This is a genomic window from Thioalkalivibrio sp. ALMg9, from assembly GCF_000380625.1.
Taxonomy (GTDB): domain Bacteria; phylum Pseudomonadota; class Gammaproteobacteria; order Ectothiorhodospirales; family Ectothiorhodospiraceae; genus Thioalkalivibrio; species Thioalkalivibrio versutus.
Genome location: NZ_AQYC01000008.1, coordinates 219258 through 236930 on the forward strand (window position 1 = coordinate 219258; position 17673 = coordinate 236930).

The 17673-nt window shown below is 67.8% G+C and carries 17 protein-coding genes; 10 read left to right on the forward strand and 7 right to left on the reverse strand.

Annotation, left to right across the window (positions count from 1 at the left end):
* Positions 1 to 212: 212 nt before the first annotated feature.
* Positions 213 to 1478: a 6-phosphofructokinase gene (locus F792_RS0106300; RefSeq protein WP_018168850.1), complete on the forward strand. Its 1266-nt coding sequence runs from the start codon at positions 213 to 215 to the stop codon at positions 1476 to 1478.
* Here the strand turns inward: F792_RS0106300 and merB are convergent.
* Together merB and F792_RS14545 are read right to left on the reverse strand one after the other, a co-directional pair.
* The gene (gene merB / locus F792_RS0106305) at positions 1475 to 2110 is read right to left on the reverse strand and encodes an organomercurial lyase (protein WP_018168851.1); all 636 of its coding nucleotides are present in this window, start codon (positions 2108 to 2110) and stop codon (positions 1475 to 1477) included. The genes F792_RS0106300 and merB overlap by 4 nt on opposite strands.
* Complete coding sequence (locus F792_RS14545; RefSeq protein WP_018168852.1) at positions 2107 to 2331, reverse strand: GDCCVxC domain-containing (seleno)protein; 225 nt, start codon at positions 2329 to 2331, stop codon at positions 2107 to 2109. Before F792_RS14545 ends, merB begins: the two co-directional genes overlap by 4 nt.
* 152 nt (positions 2332 to 2483) lie before the next feature.
* On the opposite strand from F792_RS14545, the gene F792_RS0106315 reads away from it, so the two are divergent.
* The 3 genes from F792_RS0106315 (at position 2484) to F792_RS0106325 (ending at position 4462) form a co-directional block, all read left to right on the forward strand.
* Positions 2484 to 2921 (forward strand): hypothetical protein, encoded by a 438-nt coding sequence (locus F792_RS0106315; RefSeq protein ID WP_018168853.1) that lies wholly within the window; start codon positions 2484 to 2486, stop codon positions 2919 to 2921.
* Positions 2922 to 3025: 104 nt separating this feature from the next.
* Positions 3026 to 3439, forward strand: coding sequence for a PA2779 family protein (locus tag F792_RS0106320; RefSeq protein WP_018145017.1), 414 nt, complete (start codon positions 3026 to 3028; stop codon positions 3437 to 3439).
* Positions 3440 to 3451: 12 nt separating this feature from the next.
* Entirely contained in the window at positions 3452 to 4462 is a 1011-nt protein-coding gene (locus F792_RS0106325; protein WP_018168854.1) for a PA2778 family cysteine peptidase, read from the forward strand.
* A gap of 96 nt (positions 4463 to 4558) precedes the next feature.
* On the opposite strand, the gene F792_RS0106330 is transcribed toward F792_RS0106325, so the two are convergent.
* Positions 4559 to 4786: a hypothetical protein gene (locus F792_RS0106330; RefSeq protein WP_018168855.1), complete on the reverse strand. Its 228-nt coding sequence runs from the start codon at positions 4784 to 4786 to the stop codon at positions 4559 to 4561.
* Between the two features lie 104 nt (positions 4787 to 4890).
* On the opposite strand from F792_RS0106330, the gene coaD reads away from it, so the two are divergent.
* The 3 genes from coaD to ggt are packed head-to-tail and all read left to right on the forward strand — an operon-like array spanning position 4891 to position 7382.
* Positions 4891 to 5379 carry a pantetheine-phosphate adenylyltransferase gene (gene coaD / locus F792_RS0106335; protein WP_018145020.1) on the forward strand — a complete coding sequence of 163 codons (489 nt, stop codon included), beginning with the start codon at positions 4891 to 4893 and terminating at the stop codon, positions 5377 to 5379.
* A 33-nt stretch (positions 5380 to 5412) separates the two neighbouring features.
* A complete protein-coding gene (locus tag F792_RS0106340) occupies positions 5413 to 5664 on the forward strand; it encodes a YfhL family 4Fe-4S dicluster ferredoxin (RefSeq protein WP_018168857.1) in 252 nt (83 codons plus the stop codon).
* Between the two features lie 8 nt (positions 5665 to 5672).
* Positions 5673 to 7382, forward strand: coding sequence for a gamma-glutamyltransferase (ggt, locus tag F792_RS0106345; protein WP_018168858.1), 1710 nt, complete (start codon positions 5673 to 5675; stop codon positions 7380 to 7382).
* Between the two features lie 169 nt (positions 7383 to 7551).
* Here the strand turns inward: ggt and rpsT are convergent, their stop codons facing one another.
* Positions 7552 to 7821 (reverse strand): 30S ribosomal protein S20, encoded by a 270-nt coding sequence (gene rpsT / locus F792_RS0106350; RefSeq protein ID WP_019612252.1) that lies wholly within the window; start codon positions 7819 to 7821, stop codon positions 7552 to 7554.
* A 158-nt stretch (positions 7822 to 7979) separates the two neighbouring features.
* Between rpsT and F792_RS0106355 the strand changes: the two genes are divergently transcribed.
* Positions 7980 to 8510, forward strand: coding sequence for a DsrE family protein (locus tag F792_RS0106355; RefSeq protein ID WP_018168859.1), 531 nt, complete (start codon positions 7980 to 7982; stop codon positions 8508 to 8510).
* 208 nt (positions 8511 to 8718) lie between these two features.
* Here F792_RS0106355 and uvrD read toward each other — a convergent pair whose 3' ends face one another.
* Positions 8719 to 10923, reverse strand: a complete 2205-nt coding sequence (uvrD, locus tag F792_RS0106360) for a DNA helicase II (protein ID WP_038032117.1) — start codon at positions 10921 to 10923, stop codon at positions 8719 to 8721.
* Positions 10924 to 11112: 189 nt separating this feature from the next.
* On the opposite strand from uvrD, the gene F792_RS0106365 reads away from it, so the two are divergent.
* Both F792_RS0106365 and odhB read left to right on the forward strand, forming a co-directional pair.
* Entirely contained in the window at positions 11113 to 13923 is a 2811-nt protein-coding gene (locus tag F792_RS0106365) for a 2-oxoglutarate dehydrogenase E1 component (protein WP_018168861.1), read from the forward strand.
* Between the two features lie 35 nt (positions 13924 to 13958).
* Entirely contained in the window at positions 13959 to 15302 is a 1344-nt protein-coding gene (gene odhB, locus F792_RS0106370) for a 2-oxoglutarate dehydrogenase complex dihydrolipoyllysine-residue succinyltransferase (protein ID WP_018168862.1), read from the forward strand.
* A 64-nt stretch (positions 15303 to 15366) separates the two neighbouring features.
* On the opposite strand, the gene ubiB is transcribed toward odhB, so the two are convergent.
* Together ubiB and F792_RS0106380 are read right to left on the reverse strand one after the other, a co-directional pair.
* Positions 15367 to 17052: a ubiquinone biosynthesis regulatory protein kinase UbiB gene (gene ubiB / locus F792_RS0106375; protein ID WP_018168863.1), complete on the reverse strand. Its 1686-nt coding sequence runs from the start codon at positions 17050 to 17052 to the stop codon at positions 15367 to 15369.
* Positions 17052 to 17672 (reverse strand): SCP2 domain-containing protein, encoded by a 621-nt coding sequence (locus F792_RS0106380; protein WP_018168864.1) that lies wholly within the window; start codon positions 17670 to 17672, stop codon positions 17052 to 17054. Before F792_RS0106380 ends, ubiB begins: the two co-directional genes overlap by 1 nt.
* Between the last annotated feature and the right edge of the window lies 1 nt (position 17673).

The following is a 17673-nucleotide window of genomic DNA, read 5'->3' on the forward strand; positions in this document are numbered from 1 at the left end:
AATCCTGATGGTGTTGTGAATCGGGTGACACCGCGCAATCGAGGTGCGTGAGCACCATGACGGGGCGAACGGCCCCGGTGCGCCGAGTGTCTTAACCGGCATAGTGTAGCAAAAGCACCCGGATGGGCCGATCCGACGGGTAGTTCATGGCTTGAGCGGGCTGGCACTTGTCGTGCATGGCATCCGGGGCTGTATCCACAAGGGAGATTCGCATGCCGCAAAACGCGCTGTACGCCCAGTCCGGCGGGGTTACCGCCGTCATCAACGCCAGCGCCTGGGGGGTGATCGAGGCGGTGCGCGCCCATCCGGCCCATTTCGGCAAGATCTATGCGGCGCGCGACGGCATCCTCGGTGTCCTGCGCGAGGAGATCATCGATCTGGATCAGGAGGACCCGCTGACCCTCGCGGCCCTGCGTCATACCCCCGGCGGGGCGTTCGGCTCCTGCCGTTTCGACCTGGGCGATCCCGACCAGGATCCGGAACAGTACGAACGCCTGGTCGAGGTCTTCCGCGCCCATGACATCGGCACCTTCTTCTACAACGGCGGCGGCGGTTCCATGGATACCGCGCTGAAGATCGCCAGGATGGGGGATCGCATGGGCTTCCCGATCAAGGCGATCGGCGTGCCCAAGACGATCGACAACGATCTCGCCGTGACCGACTCCAGCCCCGGGTTCGGCTCCGCCGCCAAGTTCATCGCCACGGTCGTGCGCGAGGCCAGTCTGGATGTCGAGTCCATGCACACCAGTTCCACCAAGGTGTTCGTGCTCGAGGTAATGGGTCGGCATGCGGGCTGGCTGGCGGCCGCCGCCGCGCTGGCACAGGAGTTCGACGGCCAGCCGCCGATGCTGATCCTGTTCGCCGAGACCCTGTTTGACCAGGACGACTTTCTCGAGCACCTGAACCGGACCATCGAGCGTCACGGCTACTGTGTGGTGGTGGTCTCCGAGGGTCTGAAGAATCCGGATGGCACCCTGTTCTCGGTGGCACAAAGCCATGATGTGTATGCCTACACCCAGCTGGGCGGCGCCGCCCCGCGCCTGGCCGAGCTGATCCGCGAACAGACCGGACACAAGCTGCACTGGGCGGTGGTCGACTATATCCAGCGCTCCGCGCGGCATATCGCGTCGAAGGTGGACGTGGAGCAGGCCTATGCCTGTGGCCGTGCGGCGGTGGAGGGCGTGGTGGCCGGCGAGGATGCCTTCATGCCGATCATCCGCCGCGATTCCAACGATCCCTACCGCTGGAGTATCGGTTTTACCCCGCTGGAGACCGTGGCCGACGTCGAGCAGGGCATGCCGCGCGAGTACATCACCCCGGACGGCTACGGCATCACCCAGGCCGCGCGCGATTACCTGCGCCCGCTGATCCAGGGCGAGGACGCCCCGCCGTTCGACCAGGGCCTGCCCTGCTACCCGCGCATCCGGGGCGAATTGCTGCCCAAGCGTTGCCCTCCGTTCGAGGTCAAGACCGACTAGTCATTTCCGGGCGAGTGGGCGTCGGCGTCCAGCCAGGCCCGCTGGAAGGCGAAGAACTGCCGGGCGACCCTGTCCGCCTCGTCGACGCGCAAATAGTCCGCGTGTTCGGCCGCTGCACAACGCGCACAGACGAAGGTGATGTCCTCACAAAGGCTGGTGCAGCACGGGGTGTTGTCCGTGCGGCGCGGCCGGTAATGCACCCACACGGAGGCCGTATCCGCAACCGCGGTGGGCCCGGATTCCAGGCTGAGCGCCGCGCCGCAGTGGCTGCAAGCCGCCTCGAGCCGGCTATGCGCGCCGCTCAGCATCGGGATGGCCAGCGCGTCGATGGCGCACATCGCGGTAACTGGACCGCGCCCGGCGACGCTGACCGTGATCCGCCCCGGTGCGGCGCTGTACGGGTAGCAGCCCAGACCCTGGGCCTGATGGGCCACGGCATCCAGCGCGGCCAGTCGCTCCAGCGCGCGGATATCCAGCTCCCGGGCCTCTGGTGGCCGTCCGCGCTGGCGCCAGTGTTCCAGGACTTCGAGATAGGCGGCGCGCACGGCTTCGGGGGCATCCCGCAGGCGCTGTTCCAGCGGGAAGTCGCCGCGCAGGCGTCCCAGGGCGGCGGTCACGTGCGCCGGCCTCATGACGAGGCGCAGCAGCCGCCCGGGCCCTCCTGCTGAATGGGCGGACAGGGCACCGTGCCGTAGGAGCAGAACACGCAGCAGTCCCCTGGAAGTGGCCGGAGCAGGGCCCCGCAGCCGGTGCATTCGTAGAACCACTGGCAGGCGTCGGTGGGCATCGTTTCCGTCTTCTGGTGCCCGCATTCCGGGCAGGTCAGGGTCGAATCGGGCACGATCTCGTTCATATGCGTTTCAGCTCGGTTTGCGAGGATGGGAGCCAACGACCGGGGCTGGCGGGAAAAACCCCGCCAGACAACCGGAATCGGCACAAACGCCGTCTGGCCAGCGTCTATTCTCTGCCAAGCCCGCGCAAGACGGGCCCACAACCGGATCCCGGATGGAGGAAATCATGTACTCGCGCATTCTCAATCGCACCCTCGCCCTGACCGCTGCCAGTGTGCTGGCCGCCGCGTTTGTCGTGCCCGGCCAGGTCGCGGCCCAGGGCGCCTACTTTGCCCCGGCGGACGGTTCGCCGGACGAGGTCGCCTTCGAATACCGCATGCACGAATACGGCTGCGCCAATGTGCGCGGACAGTGGCGCGCGACCAACAACACGGATGACTGGCTGGAAGTCCGGGTCACCAAGACCGCCTACAACTGCCCCGGAGAGCTGGAAGACGACGTGCGCACGACGACCCGCCTGTGGCGCACGCTGGGTCCGGGCGAGACCCAGGAGCGCACGCGCGACAACTCCGTGTGCGGCGGGGCCTGGGCGCGTGGTGTCGAGGTCCTGGAGTACGAGATCAAGGTGGTCGACGCCCCCGACGAAAGCTGACAGACGTGTGAAACCGGCCGCGAATTTCGTTTGCGGCCGGTCAATTCGCGGTTCTGGCGGGCTACACTTCTAACAACCGTTCACCGATTTCAAGGAGTCTGCCCATGAGCGTTCATTCGTTCCGTCGAGTTCTGTCCGCACCCGCGGCACTGCTGGTCGCGCTGGCCCTGACCCTGCTGCCCGCCACCCCGGCATTCGCCGATGTCGGCATGCTGGATACCGGCAGCATGATCCAGCAGGCCAGCGCGGACGACACCCGCGCCCAGTTGCTGGAACAGCTCAATGACGCCGAGGTTCGCGCGCAGCTGATCGAGATGGGGGTTGATCCCGAGCGCGCCGAGCAGCGTGTGGCCCGCCTGACCGACGACGAACTGGCGCAGCTGGAGGCGCACATGGAGACCGACCCGGCCGGCGCGGCCAGCGTCCTGGGTGTGGTCGCCATCGTGTTCGTGGTGTTCGTGATCCTGGATGCGGTGGGTGTGACCGACATCTTCTCGTTTGTCGGGCCGTCCCGCTAAGCCACGCCCTGCATGGGGTTCATCTCGACGCGGCGAGTCACGGGGTTTCTCGCGCTCGCCGCGCTTCTCTGGCTGACCGGTTGTGCCACCGCGCCGCAGAGCGCGGGTCTGGCGAGCGAGCGTCCGACGGACCTGCCGGCGCGCGTCGAACTGGCTGACACGCCGTTCTTTCCCCAGGAGCAATACCAGTGCGGCCCCGCCGCGCTGGCCACGGCGTTGAATGCCCGGGGTATCGACGCCGCGCTGGATGATCTGATCGAGGAGGTTTACATCCCCGCCCGCGCGGGCAGCCTGCAGACCGAGATGCGCGCGGCGGTGCGCGCGCGCGACCAGGTGGCCTACCGTATCGAGCCCCAACTGGAGGCGATCCTGCGCGAGGTGGCGGCGGGCAACCCGGTGGTGGTGTTCCAGAACCTCGGGGTGGCCCTGATCCCGGAATGGCACTTTGCGGTGGTTATCGGATACGACCTGGAGGATCGGGAGATTTTCCTGCGCAGCGGCCCGATCCAGCGCCACGTGAATTCCTTCGCCCGCTTCGAGCGCACCTGGGCGCGGGGTGAGCGCTGGGCCTTCCTTGTGATGTCCCCCGATACCCTGCCGGCCACCGCCCAGCCGCTGCGCTGGCTGCGTGCGGTCAACGAACTGGAACAGACCGGGCGCTTTGCGGCGGCGGCCACGGGCTACGAAACCGCCATGGACCGCTGGCCCGATGAACCGATCCCCTACGTGGGTCGCGCCAACGTGGCCTTTGCCCAGGGCGATCTGCCGGCGGCGGAGAATGCCCTGCGGGCGCTGGTCGAGCGCGATCCGGCCCGCCACGAGGGCTGGAACAACCTCGCGCACGTGCTGATCGCTCGCGAGTGCGGCGAGCAGGCACGCGAGGCCGCGAGCTGTGCGGCCGATCTGGCGGGACCGGGAGCGTATGCGCGCACCCTGGGCGCTGCGGCGGAGGCTCCGGACGGCGGCGCCGAGTGTCGAGCCCTGCCGCCCTGTGCCGTGGCGACCGAGGCACGCGCGCGGTAAGACCGCACGGCTTCCGTCATCGCGAGTCGCGAAGCCCGCGGCGATCGGCAGGGTGTGGATGACCGCGCACCGCTCGCAGGGACAGTCCCTGTTGCGTCAGGTCGAGCGTTTTTCCAGGGCCTGTTCGGCGTGCTTGAGCACCAGGCCCAGGTTCTGCTTCTCCACGTCCGTGACCTGCGGGTCATTCTTTACCGCTTGACGCAGGTGTTCCACCAATTGCGCCAGTTCGTCGCGCGAGATCTGATGGAAGTTGAAGCCGCCGCCGTAGCGGGACTCGAGCTGGTCCCAGTAGTCGGCAAGCGGGGGGCGGTAGTCGTCACTCATCGGGCAGTCCTTAGTTTGGTGCGGGCGCGGCGTGCGCGAAAGGCATTTTGTCTGTTCGCGGTGCTTGCGGTCTAATGGGGGCTTTCCTGACCGGCCTTTCGCCCATGTCCGTTACTGCCATCTATCCTGGCACCTTCGACCCGATCACCCACGGTCACACGGACATCGTGCGGCGTGCGGCACGGTTGTTCGATCGCGTGGTAGTCGCGGTGGCCGCCAGTCCCAACAAGGGCCCGGCCTTCCCGCTGGAGACCCGCGTGGCCCTGGCCGAGCAGGCGGTAGGTGACATCCCCGGCGTGGAGGTGCAGGGCTTCGATGTCCTGCTCGCGCACTTTGTTCATGCGCAGCAGGCCAACGTGATCCTGCGCGGATTGCGGGCGGTGTCCGACTTTGAACATGAATTCCAGCTCGCAGCGATGAACCGACAGCTTGCGCCGGAGGTCGAAACGCTGTTTCTGACGCCAGCGGAGGAGTACAGCTTCGTCTCCTCCAGTCTGGTACGGGAAATCGCCCGATTGGGCGGCGACGTCTCAAAATTCGTTAGCCCCGGTGTGGCGCGCATGCTGGCCGAACAAAACGGCGCAGCACGCTAGCCGGGCCCCGCCACTGGATACGAGGAACGGCCCATGGCCCTGATGATCACCGACGAATGCATCAACTGCGATGTCTGCGAGCCCGAGTGCCCGAATGAGGCCATCTACCCGGGGGACGAGATCTACGAGATCGACCCCGCCCTGTGCACGGAATGTGTCGGCCATTTCGACGAGCCGCAGTGCCAGCAGGTCTGCCCGGTGGACTGCATCCCGCTGGATCCCGATCACAAGGAGACCCGCGAGCAGCTGACGGCCAAGTACGACGCCCTGATGGCCGCGAAGTAGGCCGCGACATGGATTGGCGCCGCCCGTTCCTGCACTGCGCGGTCTTCGTCACCCTGTCGCTGGCGGCGCCGCTGGCGCTGGCCGGCCCGGGGCAGCACGCAGTGGCGAGCGCTCACCCGGCCGCCACCGAGGCGGGCGAGGCCATACTGCGCGACGGCGGCAATGCCTTCGATGCCGCCGTCGCGATTACCGCTGCCCTGGGTGTAGCCGAGCCCTACGGCTCCGGGCTCGGGGGCGGCGGGTTCTTCCTGCTGTACGAGGCATCCTCCGACCGCAGCGTGATGCTCGATGCCCGCGAGATCGCCCCGGCCGCGGCCGACCGCGACATGTATCTGGATGCCGACGGCGAGGTGATCGACGGCTTGTCGCTGGATGGCGTGCTTGGCGCCGGCATCCCCGGCATGCCCGCCGGTATGGATCACCTGGCGCGGGAATACGGACGCCTTTCGCTGGCCGACAGCCTGGCCCCGGCGATCCGTCTGGCCGAGGACGGTGTTCCGGTCAGCGGCCGCTACCTGCAGATGGCGGGCTTTCGCCATCAGGCCCTGCGCGACGGGGCTGACGCACGAGACATTTACCTTGAGGCGGGTCGCCTGCCGGACGAAGGCACGACCCTGCGCCAGCCGGACTTGGCCGTGACCCTTCGGCGCCTGGCGGACGAAGGCCGTGATGGTTTCTATACCGGTGATCTGGCCGAGCGCCTGGTCGCCGGCGTGCGCGAGGCCGGCGGTATCTGGACTCTGGACGACCTGGCGGGGTACGCGGTCGTCGAGCGCGACCCCGTGCGTCTGGACTATCTTGGCGCCACGATCACCACCGCCTCGCCGCCATCTTCCGGCGGGGTCGCGCTCGGCCAGATCCTGAACATCCTGGCGTTCTACGACCTCGAGGCACTGGCGCCGGACATGCGCGTCCACCTGACCATCGAGGCGATGCGCCGCGCCTATCGTGATCGCGCCGAGTACCTGGGCGATCCGGACCATGTGGATATGCCGCTGAAGCGGCTGCTGTCGCGCGAATACGCGGCCGGTCTGCGCGCTACCATCCATCCCGACACGGCCACCCCCAGCCGCTACCTGCCGCTGTCGGTCGAGCCGCAGGCCGAGCTTCCGGAGTCGGTGTCGACCGAAAGTCGCGAGACGACGCACTTTTCCGTGATCGACGCCGAGGGCAACCGGGTCGCGGCCACGCTGACGCTGAACTATCCGTTCGGATCCGGCTACGTGGTGCCCGGGACGGGCGTGCTGCTGAACAACGAGATGGACGACTTCTCGGCCAAGCCGGGCGAGCCCAACGCCTATGGCCTGGTCGGTTTCGAGGCCAATGCCATCGCGCCGCAGCGCCGCCCGCTATCGAGCATGAGCCCGACCTTCGTCGAGACCCAGGATCGCGTGGCGATCCTGGGCACGCCGGGTGGCAGCCGCATCATTACCATGGTCCTGCACGGCGTGTTCGGCGTGCTCGAGGGGCAATCCATCGAGGAGGTCGTCGCGGCGCCTCGCTACCACCACCAGTATTTGCCCGATCGGGTGGAACACGAGACCGGGGCGTTCGATGCCGAACTGCGTGGCCAGCTGGTCTCGCGTGGGCATCAGCTGGTGCCGCAGGTGCGTCCGTTCGGTGACATGCACGCCATCCTGTGGGAGCGCGGGGCGGGTCGCCTGGAGGCGGCTTCCGATCCGCGCGGAGAGGGCGAAGCGCGGGTGTTCCAGCCCTGAAGGCGCGCTGGTGGACGCGCGCGCAGGGGGCGCGCGAAGAATGGGTCAGAGTATCCCTGGCCTTCACGAATTGCGCCCACACAAAAAGCCGCGCCCCGAGATCGGGGGGCGGCTTGTTTCGATTCACTGCAACCGCCGGGCCGGCAGTGCCGGCCCGGAACCCGGGGGCTTAGCCCTGGGCCAGATCGCGGATGCGGGCGTTCAGGCGGCTCTTGTGGCGAGCCGCCTTGTTGCGGTGAATCAGGCCCTTGCTCACGGTCTTGTCGATCACCGGAACGGCCTCTTTGTAGGCCTCGGCGGCCGCCTGGGCATCGCCCTTGTGCAGCGGCTTCAGCACGGCCTTCATGGCCGTGCGGAAACGGGAGCGCAGCCCCATGTTGTGGGCGCGGTTCTTGACCGCCTGACGGGCCCGCTTACGGGCAGAAGCAATATTTGCCAAAGTACTTCCCTCGCGTTAAATCGCTAGGTTCTGGAAAGGCGGCAGAGCATACCCCCGGAGCACTCCAGCGTCAACCGGGTCGTGCGCGTGATGGGGATGGCCTGGGGCCGTCCATGCGTCTACTGTAGAAGAAAGAAAGCCATTCAAAGGAGAACAGGATGAATCGATTCAACCAGACCCTTCGGGCCGCACCGGCGACAGCATCGGGCATGGCCCTGCTGTTCGTGGCGCTCCTGCTGGCCAGCATTGCCTTCATGCCGCAGGCCAAGGCCTTCGAGCCGGAGGCCAAGGTCGTCTATCACGCCGACTTTGCCGACCCGCGCCGCTTCTCCGCGATGCTGACCAGCATCAACAATATGATGACGCATTACCAGAACGAGTTTATCGATGCCGACGTGCGCATCGTGTTCGTGGCGCACGGCATCCGCTTCCTGACCGATGACGACCTGGCTGATACCCCGTTCGAGGCCGACGAGGAGCTCAAGGAAGAGCGCGACACCCTGCGTGGGCGCCTGATGAGCCTCGCCAGCACCCACGGCGTGAAGCTCGAGCTGTGCGAGATCACCCGTTCGCAGATCGGACTGGACGAGGACCTGATCTATGACCACGTCACCTTCGTGCCCTCGGGTGTGGTGCGCGTGGCCGAGCTGCAGAACGAGGAAGGCTTCGCCTACATCAAGATCGAGTAAGGGTCTTCCGCATGCTTGACCCGAAGCCCCGCCTCGGCGGGGCTTTTTCGTGTCTCCACGAAGGTCCGGAGACGGCCAGGGGTGGGTGCGATACTGGGGCATCGCGGGCAGGGTGCGCCGGCCTTGCGCAATACCACCTCGAGTCCTTTTTCTCCGTGCCCTTCGTGGTGCAAGCAGGCCGTGTCGGGCGTGCCCGTTCAGTCGTGGATTACAGGACTTCGAGCTTGGCGAAGCTCAGCACCAGCCACTTGGAGCCGGCGTGGGCGAAGTTCACCTGGACCCGGGCCGAGTTGCCGGAACCCTCGAACTGGGTGATCAGCCCCTCGCCGAACTTCGCGTGGTGCACCCGTGCGCCGATCGCCAGGCCCGCCGCGGAGGCCTCGGCGGCCTGCGTATCCATGGCCCCGAAGCCCGCCGTCTTGTTCCGGGCCGCGGCAAAGCGGCCCGCGCCATACGGCGAGGCCTGCGGGCGCAGCACTTCCAGCGCGCCCTCGGGGATCTCGTTGATGAAGCGCGAGGCGACGTTGTAGGACTCGCGTCCATACAGCCGCCGCGTCTCGGCATGGATCAGGTACAGCTCCTGTTCGGCGCGGGTCATGCCGACATAGGCCAGGCGGCGCTCCTCCTCCAGTCGCCCCGGCTCTTCCAGCGAGCGGGCGTTGGGGAACAGGCCCTCCTCCATGCCGGTCAGGAACACCAGCGGAAACTCCAGGCCCTTGGCCGAGTGCAGGGTCATCATCTGCACCGCGTCCTCGTGCGGGTCGGCCGCACCCTCGCCGGCCTCCAGCGCGGCATGGGCGAGAAATTCGGTCAGGCGATTGCCCTCGCCTTCCTCGCTCTCGGCGGTGCTGCTCATGTCGAAGGCGCGCGCGGCCCCTACCAGCTCGTCCAGGTTTTCCAGCCGTGCCTCGCCACGCTCGCCCTTTTCCTTTTTGTAGTGCTCGCGCAATTGCGCGCGCTCGATTGCCTGTTCCACCTGATCGGCCAGCGGCTGGCGCGGGAGCTCCTGCTGCAGGGTGCGGACCAGCTGCACGAACCCGGCGACCGCGGTGCGCGCGCGTCCGGGCAGGGCGTCGGCGTCCACCGCGTGAGTGGCGGCCTGCAGCAGGCTGGTGTCGGCTGCCTGGGCGGCCTGGCGCAGGCCCTCCAGGGTCTTCTCGCCGATCCCGCGCGGGGGCTGGTTGACCACGCGCAGGAAGGCGGCATCGTCATCGCCGTTGCCGGCCAGGCGCAGGTAGGCCAGGGCATCGCGGATCTCCTGGCGCTCGAAGAAGCGCAGGCCGCCGTAGACCCGGTAGGGCATGCGCCGGCCGATGAAGGTCTCTTCCAGCACGCGTGACTGGGCATTGGAGCGATACAGCACCGCGCACTCGCGGTACAGCCCGCCCTGGTCCACGTGGCGGGCGATGGTCTCGGCGATGAAGCGCGCTTCTTCCTGCTCGTTCAGCGCGGTGTACAGGCGGACCGGTGCGCCTTCGTGGCCCTCGGTCCACAGCTCCTTGCCCAGACGGCCCGAGTTGTGCCGGATCAGGGCGTTGGCCGCGTTCAGGATGTTGGCGCTGGAGCGGTAGTTCTGCTCCAGGCGCACGACCTGGGTGCCCGGGTAGTCCTTCTGGAAGTGCTGGATGTTCTCGATCTTCGCGCCGCGCCAGCCGTAGATCGACTGGTCGTCGTCGCCCACGGCGAATACCGGGCTGTCCCCGGCGAGCAGGCGCAGCCAGCCGTACTGGATGTCGTTGGTGTCCTGGAATTCGTCGACCAGCACGTGGCGAAAGCGCGTGCGGTAGTGCTCCAGCAGGGCCTTGTTGTCGCGCAGCAATTCCAGCGAGCGGAGCATCAGCTCGGCGAAGTCCACCACACCGGCGCGCTCGCAGGCCTGCTGGTAGGTGGTGTAGACGCGTACCCACTGGCGGGCGACCGGGTCGCCGGTATCCGGCAGGTGTTCCGGGCGCGAGCCCTCGTCCTTGCGCGCGTTGATGTACCACTGCGCCTGCTTGGGCGGCCAGCGCGACTCGTCCAGCTCCAGGGCGCGCAGCACGCGCTTGACCATGCGCAGCTGGTCATCGGAGTCGAGGATCTGGAAGGCCTGCGGCAGCTTCGCCTCCTGCCAGTGCTGGCGCAGCAGGCGGTGGGCGAGGCCATGGAAGGTCCCGACCCACAGCCCGGTGGCCGGGTGCCCCAGCAGCGACTCGATGCGCCCGCGCATCTCGGCCGCCGCCTTGTTGGTGAAAGTGACCGCCAGCAGGCTGTGCGGGGCCACGCCCTCGACGCCAATCAGCCAGGCGATGCGGTGCACCAGCACGCGGGTCTTGCCGGAGCCGGCGCCGGCCAGGACCAGCACCGGATGCGGCGGGGCGGCCACGGCCTCGCGCTGGGCCGGGTTGAGGGAATCGAGCAGGGGGGAGACATCCATGCGCGAATGGTAGGGAAACCCGGCCGGAATCGCACGTTCCGCATGCGGGCCGTGTGCCTTCGCCCGCGCAAACGCGCTACCCTCGGAGGCAGCCTTCAAGAAGACGCTGATTCATCGACTCCGCGCGGGAACCTCGCGCGCCGATCAGGTCCCAAAGGCCGACGCATCAGGAATGGGAAGAGACCGCGAATGAACGAGATGCCATCCCGGCACCGGCTGGACAGCCCCGTATCCGGGCAGGAGCTGCACCCGGATAACCTCGCTTTCGCCGAGGATCTGCTGGAGCGCTACCAGGACGAGCCCGATTCCGTCCCGCCGGCCTGGGCCGATTACTTCCGCTCGCTGGAAGGGGCGCCGCGCCCGGAACGCCGCCGGCGCTCCACCGATCGGCCCGATCTGGCCCATGAACAGCTGCAGATCCGCGTGCTGCAGTTCATCAATGCCTACCGCTACCTCGGTCACTTTGGCGCCCGTCTGGATCCTCTGGAGCGCGAACCGCCGGAGCCACCGCGCGAGCTGAGCCGCGAGCATCACGGCCTCGACCAGGTCGGCCCCGATGTCACCTTTGATCCGGGCTCGCTGTTCATCGACGGGCGGGTCTCGCTGGATACGATCGAACGGGTGCTGAAGGAGACCTACTGCGCCGGTATCGGCGCGGAATACATGCACCTGATGGCCACCGACGAGAAGCGCTGGCTGCAGGAGCGTCTGGAATCGGCCCATGGCCACTTCGGTTTCGATGACGACACCCGCCTGGCGATCCTCGAGCGTCTGACCGCGGCCGAGGGTCTGGAGCGCTATCTGCATCGGCGCTATGTCGGGCAGAAGCGCTTCTCGCTGGAAGGCGCGGAGAGCCTGATCCCGCTGCTGAATGCCCTGATCCAGCGGGGCGGCGCGCGCGGGCTGCAGGAGTTCGTGGTCGGCATGGCACACCGCGGACGCCTCAACGTGCTGGTCAACCTGTTCGGCAAGTCCCCGGAGGAGCTGGCCAACGAGTTCGAGGGGCGTCCGCGCGACGACCGTGGCACCGGCGACGTGAAATACCACATGGGTTTCTCCTCGGACCTGGATACCCCGGGCGGTCGGGTGCATCTGGCGCTGGCCTTCAATCCCTCGCACCTGGAGATCGTCACCCCGGTGGTGGAGGGTTCGGTGCGGGCGCGCCAGGTGCGTATCGGCGATCGCAAGGGCAACCGGGTGATGCCGGTGGTGATCCATGGCGATGCCGCCTTTGCCGGGCAGGGCGTGGTCATGGAGACCCTGAACATGTCCCAGACCCGGGGCTTCTCCACCAAGGGCACCGTGCATGTGGTGGTGAACAACCAGATCGGTTTCACGACTTCGACCCTGAAGGACGCTCGTTCGACGCATTACGCCACGGATGTCGCCAAGATGGTGAACGCGCCCATCCTGCATGTGAATGGCGATGATCCCGAGGCCGTGGTGTTCATCACCCAGATCGCGCTTGACTACCGCATGCGCTTCGGCAAGGACGTGGTCATCGATCTCGTCTGCTACCGCCGCCAGGGTCACAACGAGGCCGACGAGCCGGCCGCCACGCAGCCGCATATGTATCGTCGTATCCGCGACCTGCCGACCACTCGCGAGCGTTACGCCAGACGCCTGATCCGCGAGGGCCTGACGACCGAAGACGCACAGGAGCAAGCGCTGGAGGACTATCGCGGCCGACTGGATGCCGGCCAGCCGGTGGCGCTGTCGTTGCTGCGCGAGCGCAACAGCCATGCCGGATCCTCGACCAACTGGGGCCCCTATCTGAACCAGACCTGGGACCAGGATGTGGACACCGGCGCCCCCGCCGACCGTCTGGCGCGCACCCTCGAGCAGCTTTCCACCCCGCCGGAGGGTTTCCGACTGAACGACCGCGTGCAGAAGATCCTGGATGCCCGCGTGGCCATGGCGCGCGGCGAGCAGCCGCTGGACTGGGGTGCGGCCGAGACCCTGGCCTACGGCGCGCTGATCCAGGACGGCTACCGCATTCGCCTGTCCGGGCAGGACTCCAGCCGGGGCACCTTCTTCCACCGCCATGCGGTCCTGCACGACCAGGAGACCGGCAAGGCCATCGTCCCGCTGCGGCGCCTGGATCCGGACCACCCGCGTTTCCTGGTGATCGATTCGCTGTTGTCCGAGGAGGGCGTGCTCGCCTTCGAATACGGCTATGCCACTGCCGCGCCCGAGGCCCTGGTGGTCTGGGAGGCGCAGTTCGGCGACTTCGTGAACGGCGCCCAGGTGGTGATCGACCAGTTCATCTCCTCCGGCGAGCAGAAGTGGGGGCGCCTGTCCGGCCTGACCCTGTTGCTGCCCCACGGCTACGAGGGGCAGGGGCCGGAGCACTCCTCGGCCCGCCCGGAGCGCTTCCTGCAACTGGCGGCGCAGGAGAACATGCAGGTCTGCGTGCCCACTACGCCGGCGCAGATGTTTCACCTGCTGCGCCGGCAGATGCTGCGGCCCTATCGCAAGCCACTGATCGTGATGACCCCGAAGAGCCTTTTGCGCCACAAGGACGCGGTCTCCGACCTCGATGCGCTGGCGACGGGCCAGTACCAGACGGTCATCGACGACGCCCGTATCGAGGATCCCGGCAAGGTGAAGCGCGTGCTGATGACCAGTGGGCGCATCTTCTACGATCTGGCCGCGCGCCAGGCCGAGGGCGAGCACGCGGATACGGCGATCCTGCGCCTGGAGCAGTGTTACCCCTTCCCCGAGGCGCGCCTGACCGAATTGCTGGGGCGTTATCCGGAGGCGGATGAATTCGTCTGGGTCCAGGATGAACCGGAGAACCAGGGTTACCTGGAGTTTGTCGCCCCGCGTATCAACCCGCTGCTGGCGGTGCGTGGCCAGACCCTGCACGCCGTCGCGAGACCCCCGGCCGCCGCGCCCGCCGTCGGTTACCCCGAGGTGCACAAGGCGCAGCTGAAAGATCTGCTCGAGCGCGCGTTCGGGCCGATCAGCTCGCGTGACACGCCGCACCCCACGCCCTGAACATTCGATAAAGACGCACAGAACAAGGAAGCGAGATGGCATCCGATCGCACCCCGATCCAGGTCCCGGAACTCCCCGAGTCGGTCGCCGATGCGACCGTGATCGCCCTGCACAAAAAGGCTGGCGACGCCGTCAAGCGCGACGAGCTGATCGCCGAGCTGGAGACCGACAAGGTGGTCCTCGAGGTGTCGGCCCCCAGTGCGGGCACCCTGGTCGAGCTCTCCGCCAACGAGGGCGATGTGGTCAAGGCCGACGCGATCCTGGGTTATCTGGGTCCCGCCGAAGCCGTCCCGGAGGACCCGGACGAAGAGACCGAGGATGAGGCAGCGCCTTCCAGGGCATCGACAGCCACGGAGGGCGGCAAGCCAGCGTCTGTTGCAACGGGGGGTCGGGAAGGGAAACCGGTCGCTGCCTCCTCACCCGAGCCCGCGCCGTCCGGGGCCGAGAACGGAGCGGCCGGTAGCCCGCCGCCGCCCACGCCGGCCGTGCGGCGCCTGCTGCAGGAAGCCGGCCTGCGTCCGGAGGATGTCGAGGGCACCGGCGACGACGGGCGCATCCAGCGTGCCGATGTGGAGCGTGCGTGCAGCGATCGCAGCGCGCCCGCGGCTTCTTCGAAGCCATCGGGTTCCGTCGGGGCGGCGCGACCCCAGGGGCATGCGGCCGACCCCGGAGACCGCGCCGAGCGCATCGAGCGTGTGCCGATGACCCGCCTGCGGGCGCGCATCGCGGAACGGCTGCTGGAGGCGAAGCAGACCACCGCGATGCTGACCACCTTCAACGAGGTCGACATGTCCGCGGCGATGGCCCTGCGTAGCCGCTACAAGGAGCCCTTCGAGAAGCGCCATTCCATCAAGCTCGGCTTCATGGGCCTGTTCGTGGCCGCGGCCAGCCGCGCGCTCGAGCGCTTCCCGGTCGTCAATGCCGCACTGGATGGCGAAGAGATCGTTTATCACCACTACAGCGACATCGGCATTGCAGTCTCCTCCTCGCGCGGACTGGTGGTGCCGGTCCTGCGCGATACCGGAAACGCCTCCATCGCCGAGATCGAGCGGCGTATCCGCGACTACGCCGAGCGTGCCCGCGACGGCAAGCTGGATATCGACGAGCTGCGCGGTGGCACCTTCACCATCACCAACGGGGGCGTGTTCGGTTCGTTGTTCTCCACGCCGATCCTGAATCCGCCGCAGAGCGCGATCCTCGGCATGCACGCGATCAAGGAACGCCCGGTCGCGGTGGACGGCGAGGTCGTCGTCCGGCCGATGATGTACGTCGCCCTGTCCTACGACCACCGCCTGGTCGACGGTGCCGAGGCGGTGCAGTTCCTGGTCGCCATCAAGGAAGCCATCGAGGACCCGGCACGGTTGCTGCTCGACGTTTGACCCTGTGAGGTGGAGTGGTGGCGTCAGGGCTGCGACTCAAGCCGCATCCCACGTGACGGCTGGCTCAGTCGTCCGTGACGGGACGGCGCCGGGGGCCGGGGCGCAGGCTGAACAGCAGCACGCCGGCGCCGATCAGCGCGAGCGGCCAGGCCGGCCAGGCAAGCCCCTGCCAGGCGGTGACCTCCAGCTGCGTGGCCAGCCCCGCGAGGGCCAGCAGGGCCACACCCGCCCAGCCCTCGTTGCGGCGGCGGGACTGGCGCCTCAGCCCGTTTTCCAGCTCGAGGATCTGGCGGCGTAGCGCGGCGTCGCGCTCGGCCCGCTGTTCCTCCACGGTCAGGGCCTTCTCCAGGTGCATCGGCAGTTCCGGCAGGTGCGCCAGCAGGCGCGGCAGGTGTTGCTGCGCGTTGCGGATGAATGCGCGCACGCCCATGCGTTCGTGCATCCATTTTTCGATGAACGGCTTGGCGGTGGTCCACAGGTCCAACTGGGGGTAGAGCTGGCGGCCCAGGCCCTCGATGTTCAGCAGGGTCTTCTGCAGCAGCACCAGCTGCGGCTGGACCTCCATGTTGAACCGCCGAGCGGTCTGGAACAGGCGCAACAGGACCTGACCGAAGGAGATCTCGTCCAGCGGACGCTGGAAGATCGGTTCGCACACGGTGCGGATCGCCGCCTCGAACTCGTCGACGCGGGTGTCCTTCGGGACCCAGCCGGATTCCACGTGCAGTTCGGCCACGCGGCGGTAATCGCGGTTGAAGAAGGCGTGGAAGTTCTCGGCCAGATAGCGCTGGTCGGAGTCCAGCAGCGAGCCGACGATGCCGAAGTCCACGGCCAGGTAGGTCGGGTCGTCCGGGTGGGTGGCATCGACGAAGATGTTGCCCGGGTGCATGTCGGCGTGGAAGAAGTTGTGCTGGAACACCTGGGTGAAGAAGATCTCCACCCCGCGTTCGGCCAGCAGCTTCAGGTCCACGTTGCGTTCGCGCAGGGCGGCCACATCGGCCACCGGGAGGCCGCCGATGCGCTCCATCACCAGTACGCTGCGGCGGGTGTAATCCCAGATGATCTCCGGGATGTAGAGGAGGTGGCTGTCCTCGAAGTTGCGGTGGATCGCGGCGGCGTTCGCGCCCTCGCGGATCAGGTCCAGTTCGTCGGTGATGGTCTTTTCGTATTCGTCCACCACCTCGCGCGGGCGCAGGCGCTTGGCCTCGGACCAGTAGCGGTCCGCCAGGTCCGCGATCAGGTGCATGACCTCGAGATCCGCACGGATGGTCTTGAGGATGCCGGGGCGCACCACCTTCACGACCACCTCGCGCCCGTCCTGCAGCGTGGCCGCGTGCACCTGGGCGATGGAGGCCGAGGCGATCGGCGTGTCCTCGAAGGCGGCGAAGGCGATCTCGATCGGGCGTTCCAGCTCGGCCTCGATCACGGCGCGCGCCTGGTCACTGGGGAACGGCGGCACCCGGTCCTGCAGGCGCGCAAGCTCGATCGCGATGTCGTCCGGCAGCAGGTCGCGCCGGGTGGAGAGCATCTGCCCGAACTTGATGAAGATCGGGCCCAGGTCCTCCAGTGCGCGGCGGATGCGCTCGCCGCGCGTGCCCTCGGTGCGGCGGAACCAGTTCCAGGGGGCGAGATAGAGCAGGAAGCTGAGCGGGCGCAGCGGCTTCAGCGTGAACAGGATGACGTCCAGGCGATAGCGCACCAGGACCCGCGCAATGGTCCACAGCCGCAGGCCCCGGTACAGCGCGCGGCGCATCAGGCCTGCCGGTCGTCAGGTGCGGAGGCCGATGCCTCCAGACGACGCAGCCGCGCATCCAGCCGGGCGACGTCGTCGCGCAGCGTGGCTACGTCTTCGGCGAAGGCCTCGAACGCGCCGCCGGCCGGTAGCCACTCGAGCTCGTCGCGCAGGTAGTCGGCCGTGTCCTCGGCGGAGCGCCGGCCCAGGTGCCGCAGGCTGTCGCGCGCCTGGTCCAGCAGGTGGCGCAGCGGCCCGGCCGCTCCGGCGCCGGCAAAGCGTTCGAACAGATCTTCCCAGTCGATACCGGCATCGCGCAGTGCATGTTGCAGGTCGGAGAGCACGGTCGCATCCCCGGTAATGCTCAACCCGGAGCGGTCGTCACGTGCCATCGCCGCGGCCAGCGACAGCGGCGAGCCCTTCAGCTGCACGTCCACTGGCTCCTCGACGCCGCCTGTAACCTGCAGCCGGTCGGCGGCCCCGACCAGCGACAGCGCGAGCCCCGGTGGCTCGATCACGATGGCGATCGCACGCCCGGCCAGCCGCGCCCGGTCCTTCTCCGGAGCGCTGGCCAGGTGTTCGTTCAGTGTGGCCTCGATCAGGGCCGCGAACGGACTGGGCAGGGCGAAGGGTTCGGCCATG

What these genes read in the sequence shown, in the direction of transcription:
- F792_RS14545 (WP_018168852.1), bottom strand. Translation starts at nt 2,331, where the DNA reads ATGAACGAGATCGTGCCCGATTCGACCCTGACCTGCCCGGAATGCGGG.
- F792_RS0106340 (WP_018168857.1), top strand. Translation starts at nt 5,413, where the DNA reads ATGGCCCTGATGATCACCGACGAATGCATCAACTGCGATGTCTGCGAG.
- uvrD (WP_038032117.1), bottom strand. Translation starts at nt 10,923, where the DNA reads ATGGATGTCTCCCCCCTGCTCGATTCCCTCAACCCGGCCCAGCGCGAG.
- merB (WP_018168851.1), bottom strand. Translation starts at nt 2,110, where the DNA reads ATGAGGCCGGCGCACGTGACCGCCGCCCTGGGACGCCTGCGCGGCGAC.
- F792_RS0106325 (WP_018168854.1), top strand. Translation starts at nt 3,452, where the DNA reads ATGGGGTTCATCTCGACGCGGCGAGTCACGGGGTTTCTCGCGCTCGCC.
- F792_RS0106380 (WP_018168864.1), bottom strand. Translation starts at nt 17,672, where the DNA reads ATGGCCGAACCCTTCGCCCTGCCCAGTCCGTTCGCGGCCCTGATCGAG.
- F792_RS0106320 (WP_018145017.1), top strand. Translation starts at nt 3,026, where the DNA reads ATGAGCGTTCATTCGTTCCGTCGAGTTCTGTCCGCACCCGCGGCACTG.
- ubiB (WP_018168863.1), bottom strand. Translation starts at nt 17,052, where the DNA reads ATGCGCCGCGCGCTGTACCGGGGCCTGCGGCTGTGGACCATTGCGCGG.
- F792_RS0106365 (WP_018168861.1), top strand. Translation starts at nt 11,113, where the DNA reads ATGAACGAGATGCCATCCCGGCACCGGCTGGACAGCCCCGTATCCGGG.
- F792_RS0106315 (WP_018168853.1), top strand. Translation starts at nt 2,484, where the DNA reads ATGGAGGAAATCATGTACTCGCGCATTCTCAATCGCACCCTCGCCCTG.
- F792_RS0106355 (WP_018168859.1), top strand. Translation starts at nt 7,980, where the DNA reads ATGAATCGATTCAACCAGACCCTTCGGGCCGCACCGGCGACAGCATCG.
- F792_RS0106300 (WP_018168850.1), top strand. Translation starts at nt 213, where the DNA reads ATGCCGCAAAACGCGCTGTACGCCCAGTCCGGCGGGGTTACCGCCGTC.
- coaD (WP_018145020.1), top strand. Translation starts at nt 4,891, where the DNA reads ATGTCCGTTACTGCCATCTATCCTGGCACCTTCGACCCGATCACCCAC.
- odhB (WP_018168862.1), top strand. Translation starts at nt 13,959, where the DNA reads ATGGCATCCGATCGCACCCCGATCCAGGTCCCGGAACTCCCCGAGTCG.
- F792_RS0106330 (WP_018168855.1), bottom strand. Translation starts at nt 4,786, where the DNA reads ATGAGTGACGACTACCGCCCCCCGCTTGCCGACTACTGGGACCAGCTC.
- ggt (WP_018168858.1), top strand. Translation starts at nt 5,673, where the DNA reads ATGGATTGGCGCCGCCCGTTCCTGCACTGCGCGGTCTTCGTCACCCTG.